At 58.0% G+C, this 15,786-nt stretch carries 11 protein-coding genes and 1 pseudogene; 5 read left to right on the top strand and 7 right to left on the bottom strand.

Annotated elements, in window-relative coordinates; translation table 11 throughout:
- Positions 1 to 686: 686 nt before the first annotated feature.
- Positions 687 to 2,970 (bottom strand): annotated as a pseudogene (locus tag ACZ1HE_RS17290) (adenosylcobalamin-dependent ribonucleoside-diphosphate reductase).
- Positions 2,971 to 3,100: 130 nt separating this feature from the next.
- Between ACZ1HE_RS17290 and ACZ1HE_RS17295 the strand changes: the two are divergent.
- Complete coding sequence (locus ACZ1HE_RS17295; protein WP_472622772.1) at positions 3,101 to 3,532, top strand: DUF1489 family protein; 432 nt, start codon at positions 3,101 to 3,103, stop codon at positions 3,530 to 3,532.
- A gap of 87 nt (positions 3,533 to 3,619) precedes the next feature.
- Here the strand turns inward: ACZ1HE_RS17295 and ACZ1HE_RS17300 are convergent, their stop codons facing one another.
- Positions 3,620 to 4,522 carry a LysR substrate-binding domain-containing protein gene (locus tag ACZ1HE_RS17300; RefSeq protein WP_472622774.1) on the bottom strand — a complete coding sequence of 301 codons (903 nt, stop codon included), beginning with the start codon at positions 4,520 to 4,522 and terminating at the stop codon, positions 3,620 to 3,622.
- Between the two features lie 492 nt (positions 4,523 to 5,014).
- Here ACZ1HE_RS17300 and ACZ1HE_RS17305 point away from each other — a divergent pair, with 492 nt between their 5' ends.
- Positions 5,015 to 5,470 carry a cupin domain-containing protein gene (locus tag ACZ1HE_RS17305; RefSeq protein ID WP_472622776.1) on the top strand — a complete coding sequence of 152 codons (456 nt, stop codon included), beginning with the start codon at positions 5,015 to 5,017 and terminating at the stop codon, positions 5,468 to 5,470.
- Positions 5,471 to 5,490: 20 nt separating this feature from the next.
- On the opposite strand, the gene hisG is transcribed toward ACZ1HE_RS17305, so the two are convergent.
- The 4 genes from hisG to ACZ1HE_RS17325 form a co-directional block, all read right to left on the bottom strand.
- Entirely contained in the window at positions 5,491 to 6,189 is a 699-nt protein-coding gene (hisG, locus tag ACZ1HE_RS17310) for an ATP phosphoribosyltransferase (protein WP_472622778.1), read from the bottom strand.
- On the bottom strand, positions 6,186 to 7,274 hold the full coding sequence (locus ACZ1HE_RS17315; protein ID WP_472622780.1) for an ATP phosphoribosyltransferase regulatory subunit: 1,089 nt from the start codon (positions 7,272 to 7,274) through the stop codon (positions 6,186 to 6,188). Before ACZ1HE_RS17315 ends, hisG begins: the two co-directional genes overlap by 4 nt.
- Positions 7,275 to 7,277: 3 nt before the next feature.
- A complete protein-coding gene (gene hisS / locus ACZ1HE_RS17320; RefSeq protein WP_472622782.1) occupies positions 7,278 to 8,765 on the bottom strand; it encodes a histidine--tRNA ligase in 1,488 nt (495 codons plus the stop codon).
- A gap of 121 nt (positions 8,766 to 8,886) precedes the next feature.
- Positions 8,887 to 9,690: a crotonase/enoyl-CoA hydratase family protein gene (locus ACZ1HE_RS17325; RefSeq protein ID WP_472622784.1), complete on the bottom strand. Its 804-nt coding sequence runs from the start codon at positions 9,688 to 9,690 to the stop codon at positions 8,887 to 8,889.
- A 102-nt stretch (positions 9,691 to 9,792) separates the two neighbouring features.
- On the opposite strand from ACZ1HE_RS17325, the gene ACZ1HE_RS17330 reads away from it, so the two are divergent.
- The 3 genes from ACZ1HE_RS17330 (at position 9,793) to ACZ1HE_RS17340 (ending at position 12,090) form a co-directional block, all read left to right on the top strand.
- Entirely contained in the window at positions 9,793 to 9,987 is a 195-nt protein-coding gene (locus ACZ1HE_RS17330; protein WP_472622786.1) for a SlyX family protein, read from the top strand.
- Between the two features lie 154 nt (positions 9,988 to 10,141).
- Complete coding sequence (locus tag ACZ1HE_RS17335) at positions 10,142 to 10,381, top strand: hypothetical protein (protein ID WP_472622788.1); 240 nt, start codon at positions 10,142 to 10,144, stop codon at positions 10,379 to 10,381.
- Positions 10,318 to 12,090: a DUF3604 domain-containing protein gene (locus ACZ1HE_RS17340; RefSeq protein WP_472622790.1), complete on the top strand. Its 1,773-nt coding sequence runs from the start codon at positions 10,318 to 10,320 to the stop codon at positions 12,088 to 12,090. The genes ACZ1HE_RS17335 and ACZ1HE_RS17340 overlap by 64 nt, the downstream gene beginning before the upstream one ends.
- A 49-nt stretch (positions 12,091 to 12,139) precedes the next feature.
- Here ACZ1HE_RS17340 and dnaE read toward each other — a convergent pair whose 3' ends face one another.
- Entirely contained in the window at positions 12,140 to 15,643 is a 3,504-nt protein-coding gene (dnaE, locus tag ACZ1HE_RS17345; RefSeq protein ID WP_472622792.1) for a DNA polymerase III subunit alpha, read from the bottom strand.
- Positions 15,644 to 15,786 lie beyond the last annotated feature (143 nt).

A 15,786-nucleotide genomic window follows, 5' to 3' on the forward strand; every position in this document is an offset into this window, starting at 1 on the left:
CTTCTGACTTATGACTTTAGGATCTATCTGAATTCTAAAAATAGTCGCGCAATGGCTTGTCCATCGTCAGAGAATTTGGGGCAGATGGCCGTCTGGACGCGCAGTTTCAACTCATCACAGACGAGCTCCATAGTGGAGATGAGTAAAAATTTGAGCAAGCGCTTCGTATCGTTTGCGACGCGAGTGATACCCTTCATTGCGGAATTCTCGACATGGTAAGAGACGCTGATTGAAGCGGGCCGCCGCATACATCAAATAACATCTATATTCTCGTCAACCAAAGTGGATTCAGAAACTGTTCGACGACCTCACGACGATAGATATTCCGACCATTCTCGTTGGAGCAGTCAAGCGGCTCAATCAACGCCTGTTTCAACATGGATTTGGCGCAACCGGCGCAGACGTTGGCCGATCTGGCACGCCTTGTTCGCCCCTCGGTTTGGATCGATGTTTGATAAACTCTGAAGCAACGCTTCAACTATCTGAGTTTAGACGAGCTTTGCGAGGCGACGAATACTTGATGTGCAGCCCCTCAACTCATCACAACACATCCCAAAAAATAGAGAGCCACCGCCCCTTTGAGGGCGGTGGCATACTTTTAGTGGTCAAAATTGCAATTTAAACTGACCAAACTGCAAACTGATGCGAGCTTTCACACCACAGACGCTTACGTCAGACAGTATCGATTAACCACATTTGGAGTGGCCACAGCTGCGGCATGTCATGCAACCTTCGATCATGACAAGGTCGTACTGTCCGCAACTCGGGCAGGCTTTGCCCCGGTTGGTGTCTGTGTTGACCACCTGTGCCTGAGGATCGGACTTCAGGCCCATGCCCTCACCTTCCAGGAACCCAATCGCAACCATGTGCTGCTCGATGACGCCACCGATGGCGGCCAGGATCGAAGGGATATATTTTCCCTGCACCCAAGCTCCGCCACGCGGATCAAAAACGGCCTTCAGTTCTTCGACCACAAAGGAAACATCGCCGCCACGACGGAACACGGCCGAAATCATCCGGGTCAGCGCCAGTGTCCAGGCATAGTGTTCCATGTTCTTGGAGTTGATGAACACCTCGAACGGACGACGACGGCCGCCGATTATGATGTCGTTGATGGTCAGATAGATCGCATGCTCACTATCGGGCCACTTGAGCTTATACGTCGAACCTTCCAGCGATTGCGGACGATCCAGAGGTTCGGACATGTAGATCACGTCGCCACCCTCTACCTCATGTGGCGCATCGGCGCTTTCGCCCGGTGCCTTCTCCGAGTTTTCAGAGACGGTCAGAACCGAGCCCGTGACGTCATTCGGACGGTAAGTCGTGCACCCCTTGCAGCCCTGATCCCAGGCCTGCATGTAGACATCCTTGAACGCATCGAACGAGATATCTTCGGGGCAGTTGATGGTTTTCGAGATCGAACTGTCGATCCATTTCTGTGCCGCTGCCTGCATCTTGACGTGATCGGTCGGGGCCAGTGGTCTGCGCGTTGACGAAAAAGTCAGGCAACTCCTTGTCTCCAAACTTGTCTCGCCACAGCTGCACAGCATAGTCCACGACCTCTTCTTCCGTGCGCGAGCCGTCCTTTTGCAGTACCTTGCGGGTATAGGCATAGGCAAACACAGGCTCGATGCCCGAGCTGACGTTGCCTGCGTACAAAGAGATGGTTCCGGTCGGTGCGATCGACGTCAGCAAAGCGTTGCGAATACCATGCTCACGGATGGCTTCGCGCACGTCGTCGTCCATCGCCAGCATGGTGCCGCTGGCAAGGTATTTCTCGGCATCGAAAAGCGGGAATGCCCCTTTTTCCTTCGCCAAATCCACCGACGCCAGATACGCGGCGCGGGCGATCGCGTGCAACCAGCGTTCGGTCTGACGCGCCGCCTCGTCCGAGCCATAACGCAACCCAAGCATCAACAGCGCATCGGCAAGGCCCGTGACGCCCAGACCGATCCGGCGCTTGGCTTGTGCTTCGGCTGCCTGTTCGGGTAGCGGGAACTTGGACGCATCCACCACGTTGTCCATCATGCGCACAGCGGTGGCGACCAGTTCCTGCATCGCTTCAGGGTCAAGCTCGGCGTCTTTTTCGAACGGGTTCTTGACCAGACGCGCCATGTTGATCGAACCCAGCAGGCAGGCACCATAGGGTGGCAAAGGCTGCTCACCGCATGGGTTGGTCGCCGCGATGGTTTCCACATAATTAAGGTTGTTCGCCGAATTGATCCGGTCGATGAAGATCACGCCCGGCTCGGCATAATCATAGGTCGCCTGCATGATCTTATTCCACAGATCACGCGCCTGAACCGTGTGATAGACCTTGTCGCCGAACACAAGTTCCCATGGGCCGTCTGCCTTGACTGCTTCCATGAAGGGATCTGTGACCAGAACCGACATGTTGAACATACGCAGCCGCGCCGGATCAGACTTGGCAGTGATAAACTGCTCGATGTCCGGGTGATCGCAGCGCATGGTGGCCATCATCGCACCCCGGCGCGAACCTGCCGACATGATGGTGCGGCACATCGCGTCCCAAACATCCATGAACGACAGCGGACCAGATGCGTCAGCCGCCACGCCATGCACATCCGCACCGCGCGGGCGGATAGTAGAGAAATCATAGCCGATCCCGCCACCCTGTTGCATGGTGAGCGCGGCCTCTTTCAGCATGTCAAAGATGCCACCCATGCTATCTGGCACGGTGCCCATCACAAAGCAGTTGAACAGGGTGACCTGACGCGCAGTGCCAGCACCGGCGGTGATGCGGCCAGCAGGTAGGTATTTGAAATCTTCCAACGCCTCGAAGAACCGTTCTTCCCAATGCGCCGGGTCTTTTTCCACGCGCGCAAGATCGCGGGCAATCCGCCGCCAACTGTCCTCGACCGTCACGTCGATCGGCGTTCCGTCCGCCTGCTTGAAGCGGTATTTCATGTCCCAGATCTGCTCGGCGATAGGGGCGGCAAAGCGGCTCATTGGCTGATTCCCTGAGTTGGAAGAGGCGTACAGGTTAAACCAATTGTGATGAAATCCACAACACCTTGATGAGTCCGGTTATGGAGCTACAATATGAAGTTGAATCTTGGGACGACTCTGTGGGCAAGTTGTGAATAAGTATGTAAATCTCATCAAACTGTCGGTCGGGACGGAATCGCCCGCAACGCTCGACGTCTGGCAACAAGGCCGCGCCGCCCAGACAGATGACGGATTACCCAGGCACGTCACCCGCATGTGGCCCAAGCGTGAGGCCGAAATTCTGAATGGCGGATCAATCTATTGGGTCATCAAAGGTGTGATCCAGTGCCGCCAGAAAGTGCTGCGCCTGGACGAGGTCATTGGCTCGGACGGTATCCGCCGCTGTGCCATCGTATTGGATCCGACACTTCACCTGACACAGGCTGCAATCAAACGCCCATTTCAAGGCTGGCGTTACCTCAAACCCGAAGACACGCCCCCTGATTTGCCAAAAGGCAGAACACAAGATGACCCGATCCCAGACGAATTGAACCGGGCACTCGCCGAAATTGGCGTTCTCTAGAGCGAAATCAGCCTAGTCTGCATCATTGGCTTTCACCCAACGCGTTGAAATCTTCGGTTTCGGGCAGCGTAGGGTGATTGAGCTTTGTCAATTTCTGCTTTCAAGGCTTGGAACATTCGACATCGCCCAATCGCGAAATGCACGAATTGGTGGATCGTCCCATCTGTCTCGTGCTCCGATCAAAGCATAGTTGCCGTAGGGCGTCTCGCAGGACATCTCAGGAAACGGGCGAACCAATATGCCCTGTTCCAGTTCTTCTGCACAGAGCAAGGGATCGATGATTGCCACACCTGCCCCCATCACGGCGGCCTTGGCCGTCATATCGACATTTGGAAAAGCCTCCCCCTTTGTCCCGTCCACCCCCTCAACGCTAAAAGCGTCCAACCAAGTCCCCCAATCCTCACGTCCGGGACCTTCATGCAACAAAAGATGTCCACGCAAATCCGACGGTTTCTTCAGGGGTGGTCCGCACTTTAACAACGATGGTGAACATGCCGGGACAAGCGTCATTGGAAACAAACGTTGCACAACCAGATCTGGTGACCTCCCCGGCCAGCGTTCAAGGGTTACCCCGATATCGTGTTCAGCCGGATCAAAACCCCGATCACTGTAGAAGTCAGTCGTCAGCCGAACTCCCAATTCCTGGTGTTGGTCCCGAAAGCTCTGAAGGCGCGGAAACAACCAGCGGATAGACAACCCCGGCGGACAAATGATCCGCACTTCAGATGCGCTAACCGACACACGATCAGTTGCTTGTTTGATCCGGGAAAACGCCGCCGTCAATTCCGGCAACAATGTCCTACCCGCCTCCGTCAATTCCACTCCTCGGTGATTGCGACGAAACAAGGTGACGCCCAGATGATCTTCCAAAAGTTTGACGTGCCTGCTGACCGCGCCCCGCGTAACACACAACTCCTCGGCAGCATCTATGTAACCACCGTGGCGTGCCGCTGCTTCAAACGCACGCAGTGCATTGAGATGATGCAACATGGCATTCTCCTGGATTACTTTTTCTGATCCTATTTGCAAAAAAGCCTGATTTGAAGACGGTCACGCATTGATTGTATCATTGATGAAGAGAAGGGCAATATAATGATTTATGTTACCAAAAAGCGACCGTCTCCTCCGTCTGTGTTTGCCAAAACCTTGCGAGCCACTCTACCCCATTGGATTAGGAAAAGTCTCCTCAAAACGCCTATTGAACCATCTATTCAAGACACGCGGCAGGAAATACTGCGCTTAGCCAAAACCTCTCCGCATTTGTTGGAAGACATTGGGTTCCAAAAAGAAAACCCTCGACATTCCATCGCAGCGAGTGCCGAGGTTCGATGCACCGCAGAGTTTTGCGTTCATATTCACCAACCGGTCTGTCCGACATGTGATCTGCACAATCGGTGTGCATCCGCGCAGGGGTTTCGGTCCTGACAATATCCACTCGGGCGTTATCATTGTTCCCTGCCACAGCCGCTCGGAATGATCTCTATGACCCCTGTATACGCGCCTTACGCAACTGCCGAATGTCTCGATTTCCCTGGCGCGATCACGCTGCGCATTCTGTTAACCGGCGATCAGACTGGCGGTACAATGGAAGTGTTCGAAGATGTCGTCCAGCCTGACATTGGCCCCGGGCGGCATATCCATCATCACCAAGACGAAACGTTCTTCTTCCTCGAAGGTGCGTTTGATGTCGAAATCGACGGAAAGCTACATCACATGACACCGGGAGACGTGGCCTTTGTTCCACGTGGTACGGTGCATGCTTTCAAAAATGTGGGCAAAGTCCCGGGACGGCTGCGCTATGCCTTCTCCCCTGCCCTTCATGCCGAGGTCATGTTCCGCGCCTTTCACGCGGCTTTGTCCGCCGACAGTTTGACGCAAGCGGAAATGACCCGGATTGCCCAGGCGCACGGGCAGGAGTTTGTCGGGCCGCCGCTTTAGCAGCGACCAACTAAAGCTCTTCAGTTGACCGTGTCGAACATGTCAAGAAGCGTTTCCAACGTGGCCTTTTCATCTTTCGAATATCGCGCCTCGCGGCTGCGCCATAGCGTCGCCTGAGACCGCAAGATCAAACCATCCGACAGGATCTTGAGGTGATTGGCCCGCAACGTTTCCCCGGTCGAGGTGATATCGGCGATGCCCTCGGCCGTTTCGTTGGCAACGGTCCCTTCGGTTGCGCCTTGGCTGTCGACCAGTGCAAAATCAGCGACACCGCTGTCGATCAAAAACTCTCGCACAAGCCGGTGGTATTTGGTCGCGATCCGCATTCGGTGGCCGTGCACTTCACGAAACGCCGACGCAGCCGCATCCAGATCATCGAGCGTATCCACATCGACCCAACAACTGGGCACAGCAATGATTAGATCGGCCTGACCAAAACCAAGCGGCGCTATTTCTTCGACCTGCTGCTCCCAGCGGGGCAGCTTTTCGTGCACCAGATCGGTACCCGTGACGCCCAGATGAATGCGTCCAGCGGCCAATTCACGTGGGATTTCGCCCGCCGACAGCAGCACTAGTTGGACATTTTCAATCCCTTCGACCTTGCCCGCATATTCGCGATCAGACCCGGTGCGCGACAGGTTGACGCCGCGCTTTTCAAACCAGGCAAAGGTTTTTTCCATCAGCCGCCCCTTGGACGGCACACCGAGTTTCAGGCTCATTGAACACCCTCCTCGATTTCAAGCATCAGGTCAGGACGCAGCACCCCTCCCACAGCCGGGATTTCGGCACCATTGCCCAACTGCCGCGTCAGTGCGTCATAGCGACCGCCAGTGGCGATAGGGGGAAGATCAGGGCGACGCTCAGCATAAAAGCCAAAGACAAACCCGTCGTAGTACTCCATCGAGGTACGGCCATAGGCAGCCTCGAAATCTAGGTCGTGTACATTGACGCCTCGTGCTGCCAACGCCGCGATACGCGCCTCAAGCCGATCCAGCGCAGGTGAAATCTGAGGCAAGTCCACTGCCACATCACGTAACTGTTCCAGCGCAAAGGGCATCGTCTCGCGTACGGCGAGCAAGCTGTCGAGGCCGACCATTTCGGTGTCCGAGATCGGGCCCGTTGCCGCGTCCTCACGCAGCGCTTCGATCCGCGCTTCGATTTCCGCGGCTTTGCGTTTGCCTATCATCGGCGCGTCGAATCCCATGGGGTTTTCAGCGGCCAGCAACGCGGCACGGCTGGCAGGCACCGGGGTGCGCCCGGCAAAGCGATCCAACAGCGCCCGGAACCGGCGCGGCTGCCACAGATGGCGCATCAGCGCAGCCTTGCGCCTTTCGTTGGTCTTCAGGCCCTGCACGGCTGCGATCAAAATGCCGATATCACCTGTTGCCGCCCGTAACGACAACCCGCGCAGTTGCAGCGCAAAGAGCGAAAAGACCTCGGCATCTGCTGCCGCCGGATCGTTGCGGTCAAACACCTCATACCCGACCTGCACGTATTCGTTAGGCCGGTCCATATCGTGCTCTTGCCGCCGAAAGACCTCTCCTGAATAGGTGTAACGTGCAGGTTCTGCCCCGTCGCGCATATGCATCTGCACCACGGGAACGGTGAAATCCGGGCGCATCATCTGCTCGCCACGCAGAGCATCCGAAGTCACATAGGCGCGGCCTCGAATGTCTTCGCCATAGAGGTCAAGAAGGGTGCCAGCGGGCTGTAACAGGGGCGGATCGACCACCTGGCCGCCCGCCGCTTCGAACCGCACCCGCATCATCGCGGCGCGGGCCTGAATGTCGGAACGTTTAGGCATGGATCAGTCCTGTCCGTCCAGAATTTCGCGCACCTTGGCGACCAAATCGCCGCGTGGCACTTCAAACTGGCTGGGGCGTTCTTTCCATTCCTCCAGCGTTGCGCTTTCGGCGATCTTGGCACCCAGGATCAAGTCCTTGATCTGGATAACGCCCGCCTCTTTCTCGCTGCCGCCTTCGATGACCGCGATCGGGGAGTTGCGTTTGTCCGCATATTTCAGCTGGTTGCCAAAGTTCTTGGGGTTGCCCAGGTAAACCTCAGCCCGGATGCCTGCGTTGCGCAGCTCGGCGACCATCGCTTGATAGTCTACCATCCGGTCGCGATCCATAACGGTCACTACTACGGGGCCCGTTTCCTGCGCCTGAATTCGGCCCTTTTCGCGTAGTGCGGCCAGCAGGCGGTCAACACCGATGGAAACGCCCGTTGCCGGAACCTCTTGGCCGGTGAACCGCTTGACCAGATCGTCATAACGCCCGCCGCCAGAGACCGAACCAAACTGCCGCTTGCGGCCTTTCTCATCAAAAATCTCAAACGTCAGCTCAGCCTCATAGACAGGGCCGGTGTAATACCCCAGACCACGCACGACCGATGGGTCGATCTCGATCCGGTCCGAGCCATAACCGCCAGCGGCCAGCAACTCGCCGATCTGTTCCAGTTCGTTGATGCCGTCAGCGCCCACCTTGGACGCACCAACAGCCGCGCGCAGGTTGGCCAGAGTTCCAGCCGCATCCGCCGCTTTCGAGGTCAGGAATGCAATCACCGGCTCGGCCTGATCGTCGCTCAGGCCCACACCGTCGATAAAGGCGCCCGAGGCATCAAGACGGCCCTTGGTCAGCAGTTCACGCACTCCGGCCTCGCCTACTTTGTCGAACTTGTCGATGGTGCGCAGGACGTTGTCGCGGGCAGCCTGATCGTCGCCAAGGCCCATAACCTCAAGCACGCCATTCATGACCTTGCGGTTGTTCACGCGCACCAGATAGTCGCCGCGCGGGATGCCGACGGTTTCCAGCGTGTCGCTGAGCATCGCACAAATCTCGGCATCCGCCGCCATGGAGGCCGTGCCGACCGTGTCTGCATCACACTGATAGAACTGGCGATACCGCCCCGGCCCGGGCTTCTCGTTCCGCCAGACCGGCCCCATCGCATAGCGACGATAAGGCGTCGGCAGGTCGTTGCGGTGCTGCGCATAGACGCGCGCCAAGGGCGCGGTCAGGTCGTAGCGCAGCGCCATCCAGTCGCCGTTCCCACCTTCGTCGAACTCCTGCCAGGCGAACACGCCCTCGTTCGGGCGGTCAACATCGGGCAGGAATTTGCCCAAAGCCTCGACCGTCTCAACAGCGCTGCTTTCCAGCGCGTCAAAGCCGTACTGATGATACACATGGGCAATCTGCTGCAGCATCTGGGTGCGCTGCGTGACCTCGGAGCCGAAATAGTCGCGGAAGCCTTTCGGCGTTGCGGCCTTGGGGCGGGGCTGTTTCTTGGTCTTTGCCATTGAAGTATCCTCAGGGGGCATAACTGTCGCGCGGGGTCTAGCCGATGGCCCGCCTAGGGGCAAGGTAAAGGGGCATGCTCTGCGTGCGTCCTGTTGCCCAAACCTGCCTCTGCGCAGCAGATCAGATGTCGCCAAAATCCCCAGATCGCCCCTTGCCGGACGCAAAACGCGCAGCACCCGCCTGCCCCTCGGCGGCAAAGGCGGTAAAGGAGCGCCATTCGCGCCGCAGTGCGTTGGCCAGTTCGGCAGGCGGCATACGCGCCGACAGATGATCGGCCAGCATGCAGGCCTGCGGGAAGCGGATCAGATCGGCGGCAATCTCGCGCGCGACCTCTAGTGCCTTGCCGCGCGGGCAGATTCGGTTGGCAAACCCCAACGTCAATGCCTCTTTCGCCTCGACCCCGCGACCCGTGAGGATCAGATCGTTTGCCCGCCCCTGCCCCAAAATCTTAGGCAAGCGGATTGTGCCCCCATCGATCAACGGCACGCCCCAACGTCGACAGAACACGCCGGTGACCGCACCTTGCGCCATCACGCGCATGTCGCACCAGGCCGCCAATTCCATGCCACCGGCTACGGCCGGTCCTTCGATGGCTGCGATCACAGGTTTCGTCAGCATCAGACGCGATGGCCCCATGGGCCCGGGGAGCGGGTCCGCCATCGGATCCGACCAATCTTCAGGGATCTGAACCTCGGCCATCCACCCTGAAGCGTCACCGGCCCCTGCGGCCTTTAAGTCAAAGCCTGCGCAAAAAAACCCGCCGTTCCCGGTCAAGATCGCAACGCGCTGTACCGGATCGGCCTCGAATTCGACAAAGGCGTCGTACAGAAATCGGGCAGTTTCCGGGTTCACAGCGTTGCGGGCGTCCGGCCGATTTATGGCGATAACGGTGATTTCATCCGATTTATCGAAGGTGATGGTCATAGCGTTCTCTCCCTTGTCTCAGCCTCGGCCCCTTCATATCGGGCTGGCAAGCGTGACGTTGCGCCTGTATGACAGGGCAGCACGTCAAAGGACCCACACCCCATGCAAAAGCTCGAGGAACAGATCGCCCACCTGACCCGCACGGTCGAGGAGTTGAGCGACGTGGTGGCCCGGCAAGAGACCGAGATCGCCCTCTTGACCCGCCGCGTGCAGATGCTGATGGAGCGGGAAGCTGAGCGCGAACAGGCAGTGGCTGGAGGCATCGTTCTTGGTGACGAACGTCCGCCGCACTACTGATCGGCGAAATCAACCAAAAGCTGACTGTTGACAACTATCTGTTTTGAAACAGATACTGATCCCATATATTCAGTTGAATACGTGAATGCCCAAGCAAAACGGCTGGCCGCTGCCATTGGCGCGTGGTCCATAATTTCTGTTCAGGGAGATCAGTATGAAGACCCAAAGACGTTCCACCACGTTCCTGTCCTCTGTGGTCATGACCGCCGCATTGCTGTGGCCGGTCACAGGGCAAGCCCAAATCAAAACCACCGAAGAAGCCGCCGCCAGTGCGTTCCCGCCCGAGGCTTTTTCGCCCTACGCCAATCGTTCCATTCCGATCCAACCGTTGTGGGGGAAACCCACCTGCACACCAGCCTGTCGCTGGACGCTGGCGCCTTTGGCAACATCCTAGGTCCGGACGATGCTTGGGCCTTTGCCAAGGGAGAGCAGGTTACGTCATCAACCGGTCTGCCAGTGAAGCTTAGCCGTCCGCTGGATTGGATGGTGCTCACTGATCATACCGACCTGATGGGCTTTGCACCCGATCTGCAGGCAGGCAAGCCCGGCGTTCTGGCCGACCCCAAGGGTCGCGAATGGTACGAAGGTTATACCAAGGGTGGCGAGGCCGCCGGTAAATCCGCCTTTGACCTGATCACCAACTTCTCGCAAGGCACCCTGCCCGAACTGTTGCTGGAATCTTACAGCCCCGGCGCGGATGCGTTTGCCTTTGTTTGGGAAAAGATTGTTCAAGCGGCCGAGGATGCCAACGAGCCGGGCGAATTTACCGCCTTTATCGGCTTTGAGTGGACGTCGGTTCCCAAGGGCTTCAACCTGCACCGCAACGTGATGCTGCGCGATGGCCCGACCCGCGCTTTGCAGGTGGTGCCGCCAGTCACGCAACCGCCTTATGGCGATACCGATCCGAACTACCTGTATGAGTGGCTCGAAGCGTATCAAGAGAAAACCGGTGGTCGCGCAGTAGCCTTTTCTCACAATGGCAACCTGTCGAACGGCTGGATGTTCCCGACCAAGGACACCTATCACGGCGGCGTCGTGGATGAGGATTACGTCAAACAGCGCGCCAAATGGGAGCCGCACTATGAGATCACCCAGATCAAGGGCGATGGCGAAGCGCACCCCTTCCTGAGCCCCGACGACGAGTTCGCAGACTACGAGAACTGGGACGTCGGCAACCTGGACCTGACCGAAATCAAAACAGATGAGATGCTCAAGGGCGAATACGCCCGTGAAGCTCTCAAACAAGGTCTGGCGCTTGAAGCAAAGCTGGGCACCAACCCCTATAAGTTCGGCCTTGGTGGGGCGACGGACAGCCATACCTCGCTGGCGACGGCGGAAGAAGACAACTTCTTTGGCAAGTCCACCAGCGTCGAGCCTTCACCTACGCGGATCGAGCACCCATTCATTGCAAGCGACCTGGGTCGGATCGAAGGGTATCAGCTGGTCGCGTCAGGCTATACAGCGGTTTGGGCAGAAGAAAACACGCGCAGCGCTATCTTTGACGCGTTCAAGCGGCGCGAAACCTACGCCACCACCGGGCCCAGAATTGGCCTGCGGTTCTTTGGCGGGTGGGAATTCACCGACGATGATCTGAAATCGCGTTCGCCCGCCTTGATTGGCTACAATAAAGGCGTGCCCATGGGCGGTGACATGCGCCCGACAGAAGGCGGCGACACGCCAAGCTTCCTGATCTTTGCTCTGCGCGATCCGATTGGTGCCAATCTGGACCGTGTTCAGGTGGTCAAGGGCTGGATGGACGCCGAAGGTGAATTGCACGAAAAGGTCTATGACGTGGTCTGGTCCGACGACCGCGAGATGGACGGTGACGGCAACCTGCCCGAGGTTGGCAACACCGTCGACCCGGAAACTGCCAGCTGGACCAACACCATCGGCGCGGCCGAGTTGGCCACGGTCTGGACTGATCCCGACTTCGACGCCGGTGAGCGTGCATTCTACTATGTGCGCGTGCTGGAAATCCCGACACCGCGGTGGGTGGTTTACGACAAACTCCGCTTTGGCATCGAACTGCCCGAAGAGGCACAGTTGATCCATCAGGAGCGCGCCTATTCCTCGCCGATCTGGTACACGCCAGCCGAAGGGTAATCAGAGATCAGAGCATGACAAACGCCGCCCAATCGGGCGGCGTTTTAGATTAGAGCTCCTCTACAGCCATCACACCATCCAGCGACTTGAGCGCGCCCTTGATCTGTGGGCTTATCGGGAAATCACGCCCTAGGTCCATCTCGACGTCACCGGGCAGACCCGCGGCGATCAAGCAGACCTGGATCGGCCCGCGCGACGCGCCTTTGGCTGCCTCTGCCGCGTCGGCCAATACTTTTGCCACCGTCGGCACAGCCTCGGGCGCTTCAAGGAACACTCTCAGACCGCTGGTTCCGGTCGAGGAAGAAATGGCGGCATCAATTGGCCCGACGGATCGACCAAGCAGCTTTAACTGATCGGCCTCCATCGTCGCTTCGGCCTGCACCACCACATGGGCGCCGGTTTCCAGATGCTCGCGGCATTTCTCCAAAGCCTCAGAGAACAGCGTGACCTCATAAGCCCCCGTCGGGTCTGAAAGCTGTGCAAAGGCAAATCGATTGCCTCGCGCCGATTTACGCTCCTGCCGCCCGGCAACAACACCTGCGATCTTGGCAATCAACGGGCTGGAACGGGCCTTTTCCATCACCTCGTCCAGCGTCAGAACGCCCTTGCGTTTAAGCGCCGGCATGTAATCATCCAACGGGTGACCAGACAGGTAAAAGCCGATGGCCTTGAACTCTTCGCTCAACCGCTCGGCCGCCAGCCAATCGGGCGAGTTCGACAGGCGCGGTTCGGGCAGGTCATCGCCTGCTTCACCAAACAGCGAGACTTGATTCGAGTTCTTCTGCTCCTGAATGGCCGCCGAATAATTCACCAGCGGCTCCAAGCTTTCGAACACGCGGCGGCGGTTTGGATCGAGCTGATCGAACGCGCCCGCACGCGCCATCATCTCCAGCGGACGCTTGCCAACCCGCTTCAAATCCACCCGGCGGGCGAAGTCGAAGAGGTTCACAAAGGGCTTGTCGCCCCGTCCTTGCACCACCAGGTTCATCGCCTCGACGCCCACGTTCTTGAGCGCGCCCAGCGCATAGACCAGCTCACCATTCACCACATCAAAGGTGGCCAGTGAGCGGTTCACACAAGGCGGCACATAGGGCAGCTTCAACCCCTTGCGGACTTCCTCGAAATAGATCGCCAGCTTGTCGGTCAGATGGATGTCGCAGTTCATTACGCCGCCCATGAACTCTACTGGGTGGTTCGCCTTGAGCCAGCCGGTTTGGTACGACACCACCGCATAAGCCGCCGCGTGGGATTTGTTGAAACCGTAGTTGGCGAATTTTTCCAGAAGGTCGAAAACCTCGGACGCCTTTTTCTTGTCGACCCCGTTTTCGCCCGCGCCTTTTTCAAATTTCGGGCGTTCGGCGTCCATCGCCTCTTTGATCTTTTTACCCATCGCGCGGCGCAGCAAGTCGGCCCCGCCAAGTGAGTAGCCTGCCATGACCTGCGCGATCTGCATCACCTGTTCCTGGTAAACGATGATGCCCTGCGTTTCCGCCAGAATGTGGTCAATCAAGGGGTGAACCGATTCAATTTCCTTAAGCCCGTTCTTGACCTCGCAATAGGTCGGGATGTTTTCCATCGGACCAGGACGATACAGCGCCACAAGAGCAACAATGTCCTCGATACAGGTCGGTTTCATGCGCTTGAGCGCGTCCATCATGCCGGTGGATTCCACCTGGAACACCGCCACCGTTTTGGCCGCAGAATAAAGCTTGTAAGTCGGTTCATCATCCAGCGGGATGGCGTTGATCTCGTTCGCCGCGCCCTCGGCGGGTTCATAAAGCTGCGTGCCATCGGCAGCGACATGCAAATCGCGCCCCGATTTAAAGATCAGGTCCATCGCGTTCTGAATAACGGTCAGCGTTTTCAGACCCAGAAAGTCGAACTTGACCAACCCGGCCTGTTCCACCCATTTCATGTTGAACTGGGTCGCAGGCATATCCGAGCGAGGATCCTGATAGAGCGGCACAAGCGCATCGAGCGGCCTGTCGCCAATCACCACACCGGCGGCGTGGGTCGAGGCGTTCCTGAGCAACCCTTCGACCTGCTGGCCATAGGTGAGCAGCCGGTCCACAACCTCTTCGTTGCGGGCCTCTTCGGCCAGACGAGGCTCATCCTGCAGGGCTTTTTCGATGCTGACGGGTTTCACGCCCTCAACAGGGATCATCTTGGACAGGCGGTCGACCTGGCCATAGGGCATCTGCAACACCCGGCCCACGTCACGCACGGCGGCCTTGGACAGAAGCGCACCAAAGGTGATGATCTGGCCCACCTTGTCGCGACCGTATTTCTCTTGCACGTAGCGGATCACCTCTTCGCGGCGGTCCATGCAAAAGTCGATATCGAAGTCGGGCATCGAAACCCGTTCGGGATTGAGGAAGCGTTCGAACAGCAGCGAATAGCGCAGCGGATCAAGGTCGGTGATGGTGAGCGCATAGGCCACCAGCGAACCCGCACCCGACCCTCGACCGGGCCCCACCGGGATGTCATGATCCTTGGACCATTGGATAAAGTCGGCAACGATCAGGAAATAGCCAGGGAACCCCATCCCTTCGATGATGCCCAGTTCAAAATCCAACCGCTCCTGGTATTCTTCGACCGAAACCGCATGTGGGATCACGGCCAGACGTTTTTGCAGGCCGTCATTGGCGATGCGGCGCAATTCCGCGACCTCGTCATCGGCAAACTTGGGCAGGATCGGATCACGGCGATAAGCCATAAAGGCGCAGCGCTTGGCGATCTCGACCGTGTTTTCAATCGCCTCGGGCAAATCGGCAAAAAGTGTCACCATTTCCTGCTGCGACTTGAAATAATGCTGCGCTGTCAGACGCCGCCGCCCCTCTTGCTGGTCGACATAGGCCCCTTCCGAGATACAGATCAGCGCATCATGCGCCTCGTACATCTTGGTGGTCGGGAAATAAGCGTCGTTGGTGGCCACCAACGGCAGGTTCTTGGCATAGGCCATTTCCACATGACCACGCTCGGTCAGGCGCTCAGACTCGGGTTGACCATCCTCGCCCGGATGGCGCTGCAACTCGACATAGAGGCGATCAGGGTAGATCGCAGCCAGTCGGTTCATCAGCTCCTCGGCCGCCGGACGCTGACCCGCCTGCAAGAGCCGCCCAACCGGCCCCTCGGGACCACCGGACAGACAAATCAAACCGTCGGAGTATGTCTCAAGCTCGTCCAACGTGACCTGTGGCAGTTGTCCACCCTTGTCGACGTACAGACAAGAGTTCAGCTTCATCAGGTTCTCGTACCCGCGCTCGGTCTGCGCCAGCAGCACGACGCCTGCCGGGTCCTTTGGTTTTTCCCCCGGTTGCGGGGTCAGATAGGCCAGATCGACCTGACAGCCGATGATGGGCTGTACCCCTGCCCCAGCCGCGCCCACCGAAAACTCGAGCGCGGAAAACAGGTTGTTGGTGTCGGTGACAGCCACTGCGGGCATGTCCATCTGAACACAAAGCCCAGGCAGCTTTTTCAGCCGCATAGCCCCTTCAAGAAGAGAGTATTCAGTGTGGACGCGGAGGTGAATGAATCGGGGATCGCTGCTCATCCGCTCAAGCTAGCGCAGGGCGCGAAGGGGGAAAGACGCAAGCGACCTCTCTTCGGAATGTCGAAATAATAGGCATTACTTTTCGGGGATTCTTGAAGGTGTTTCAACCCTCGCACTTGCCGCAATACAGGTAAGGCAGTGCG

This window comes from Falsiruegeria sp. JB4-1 (genome assembly GCF_055693495.1).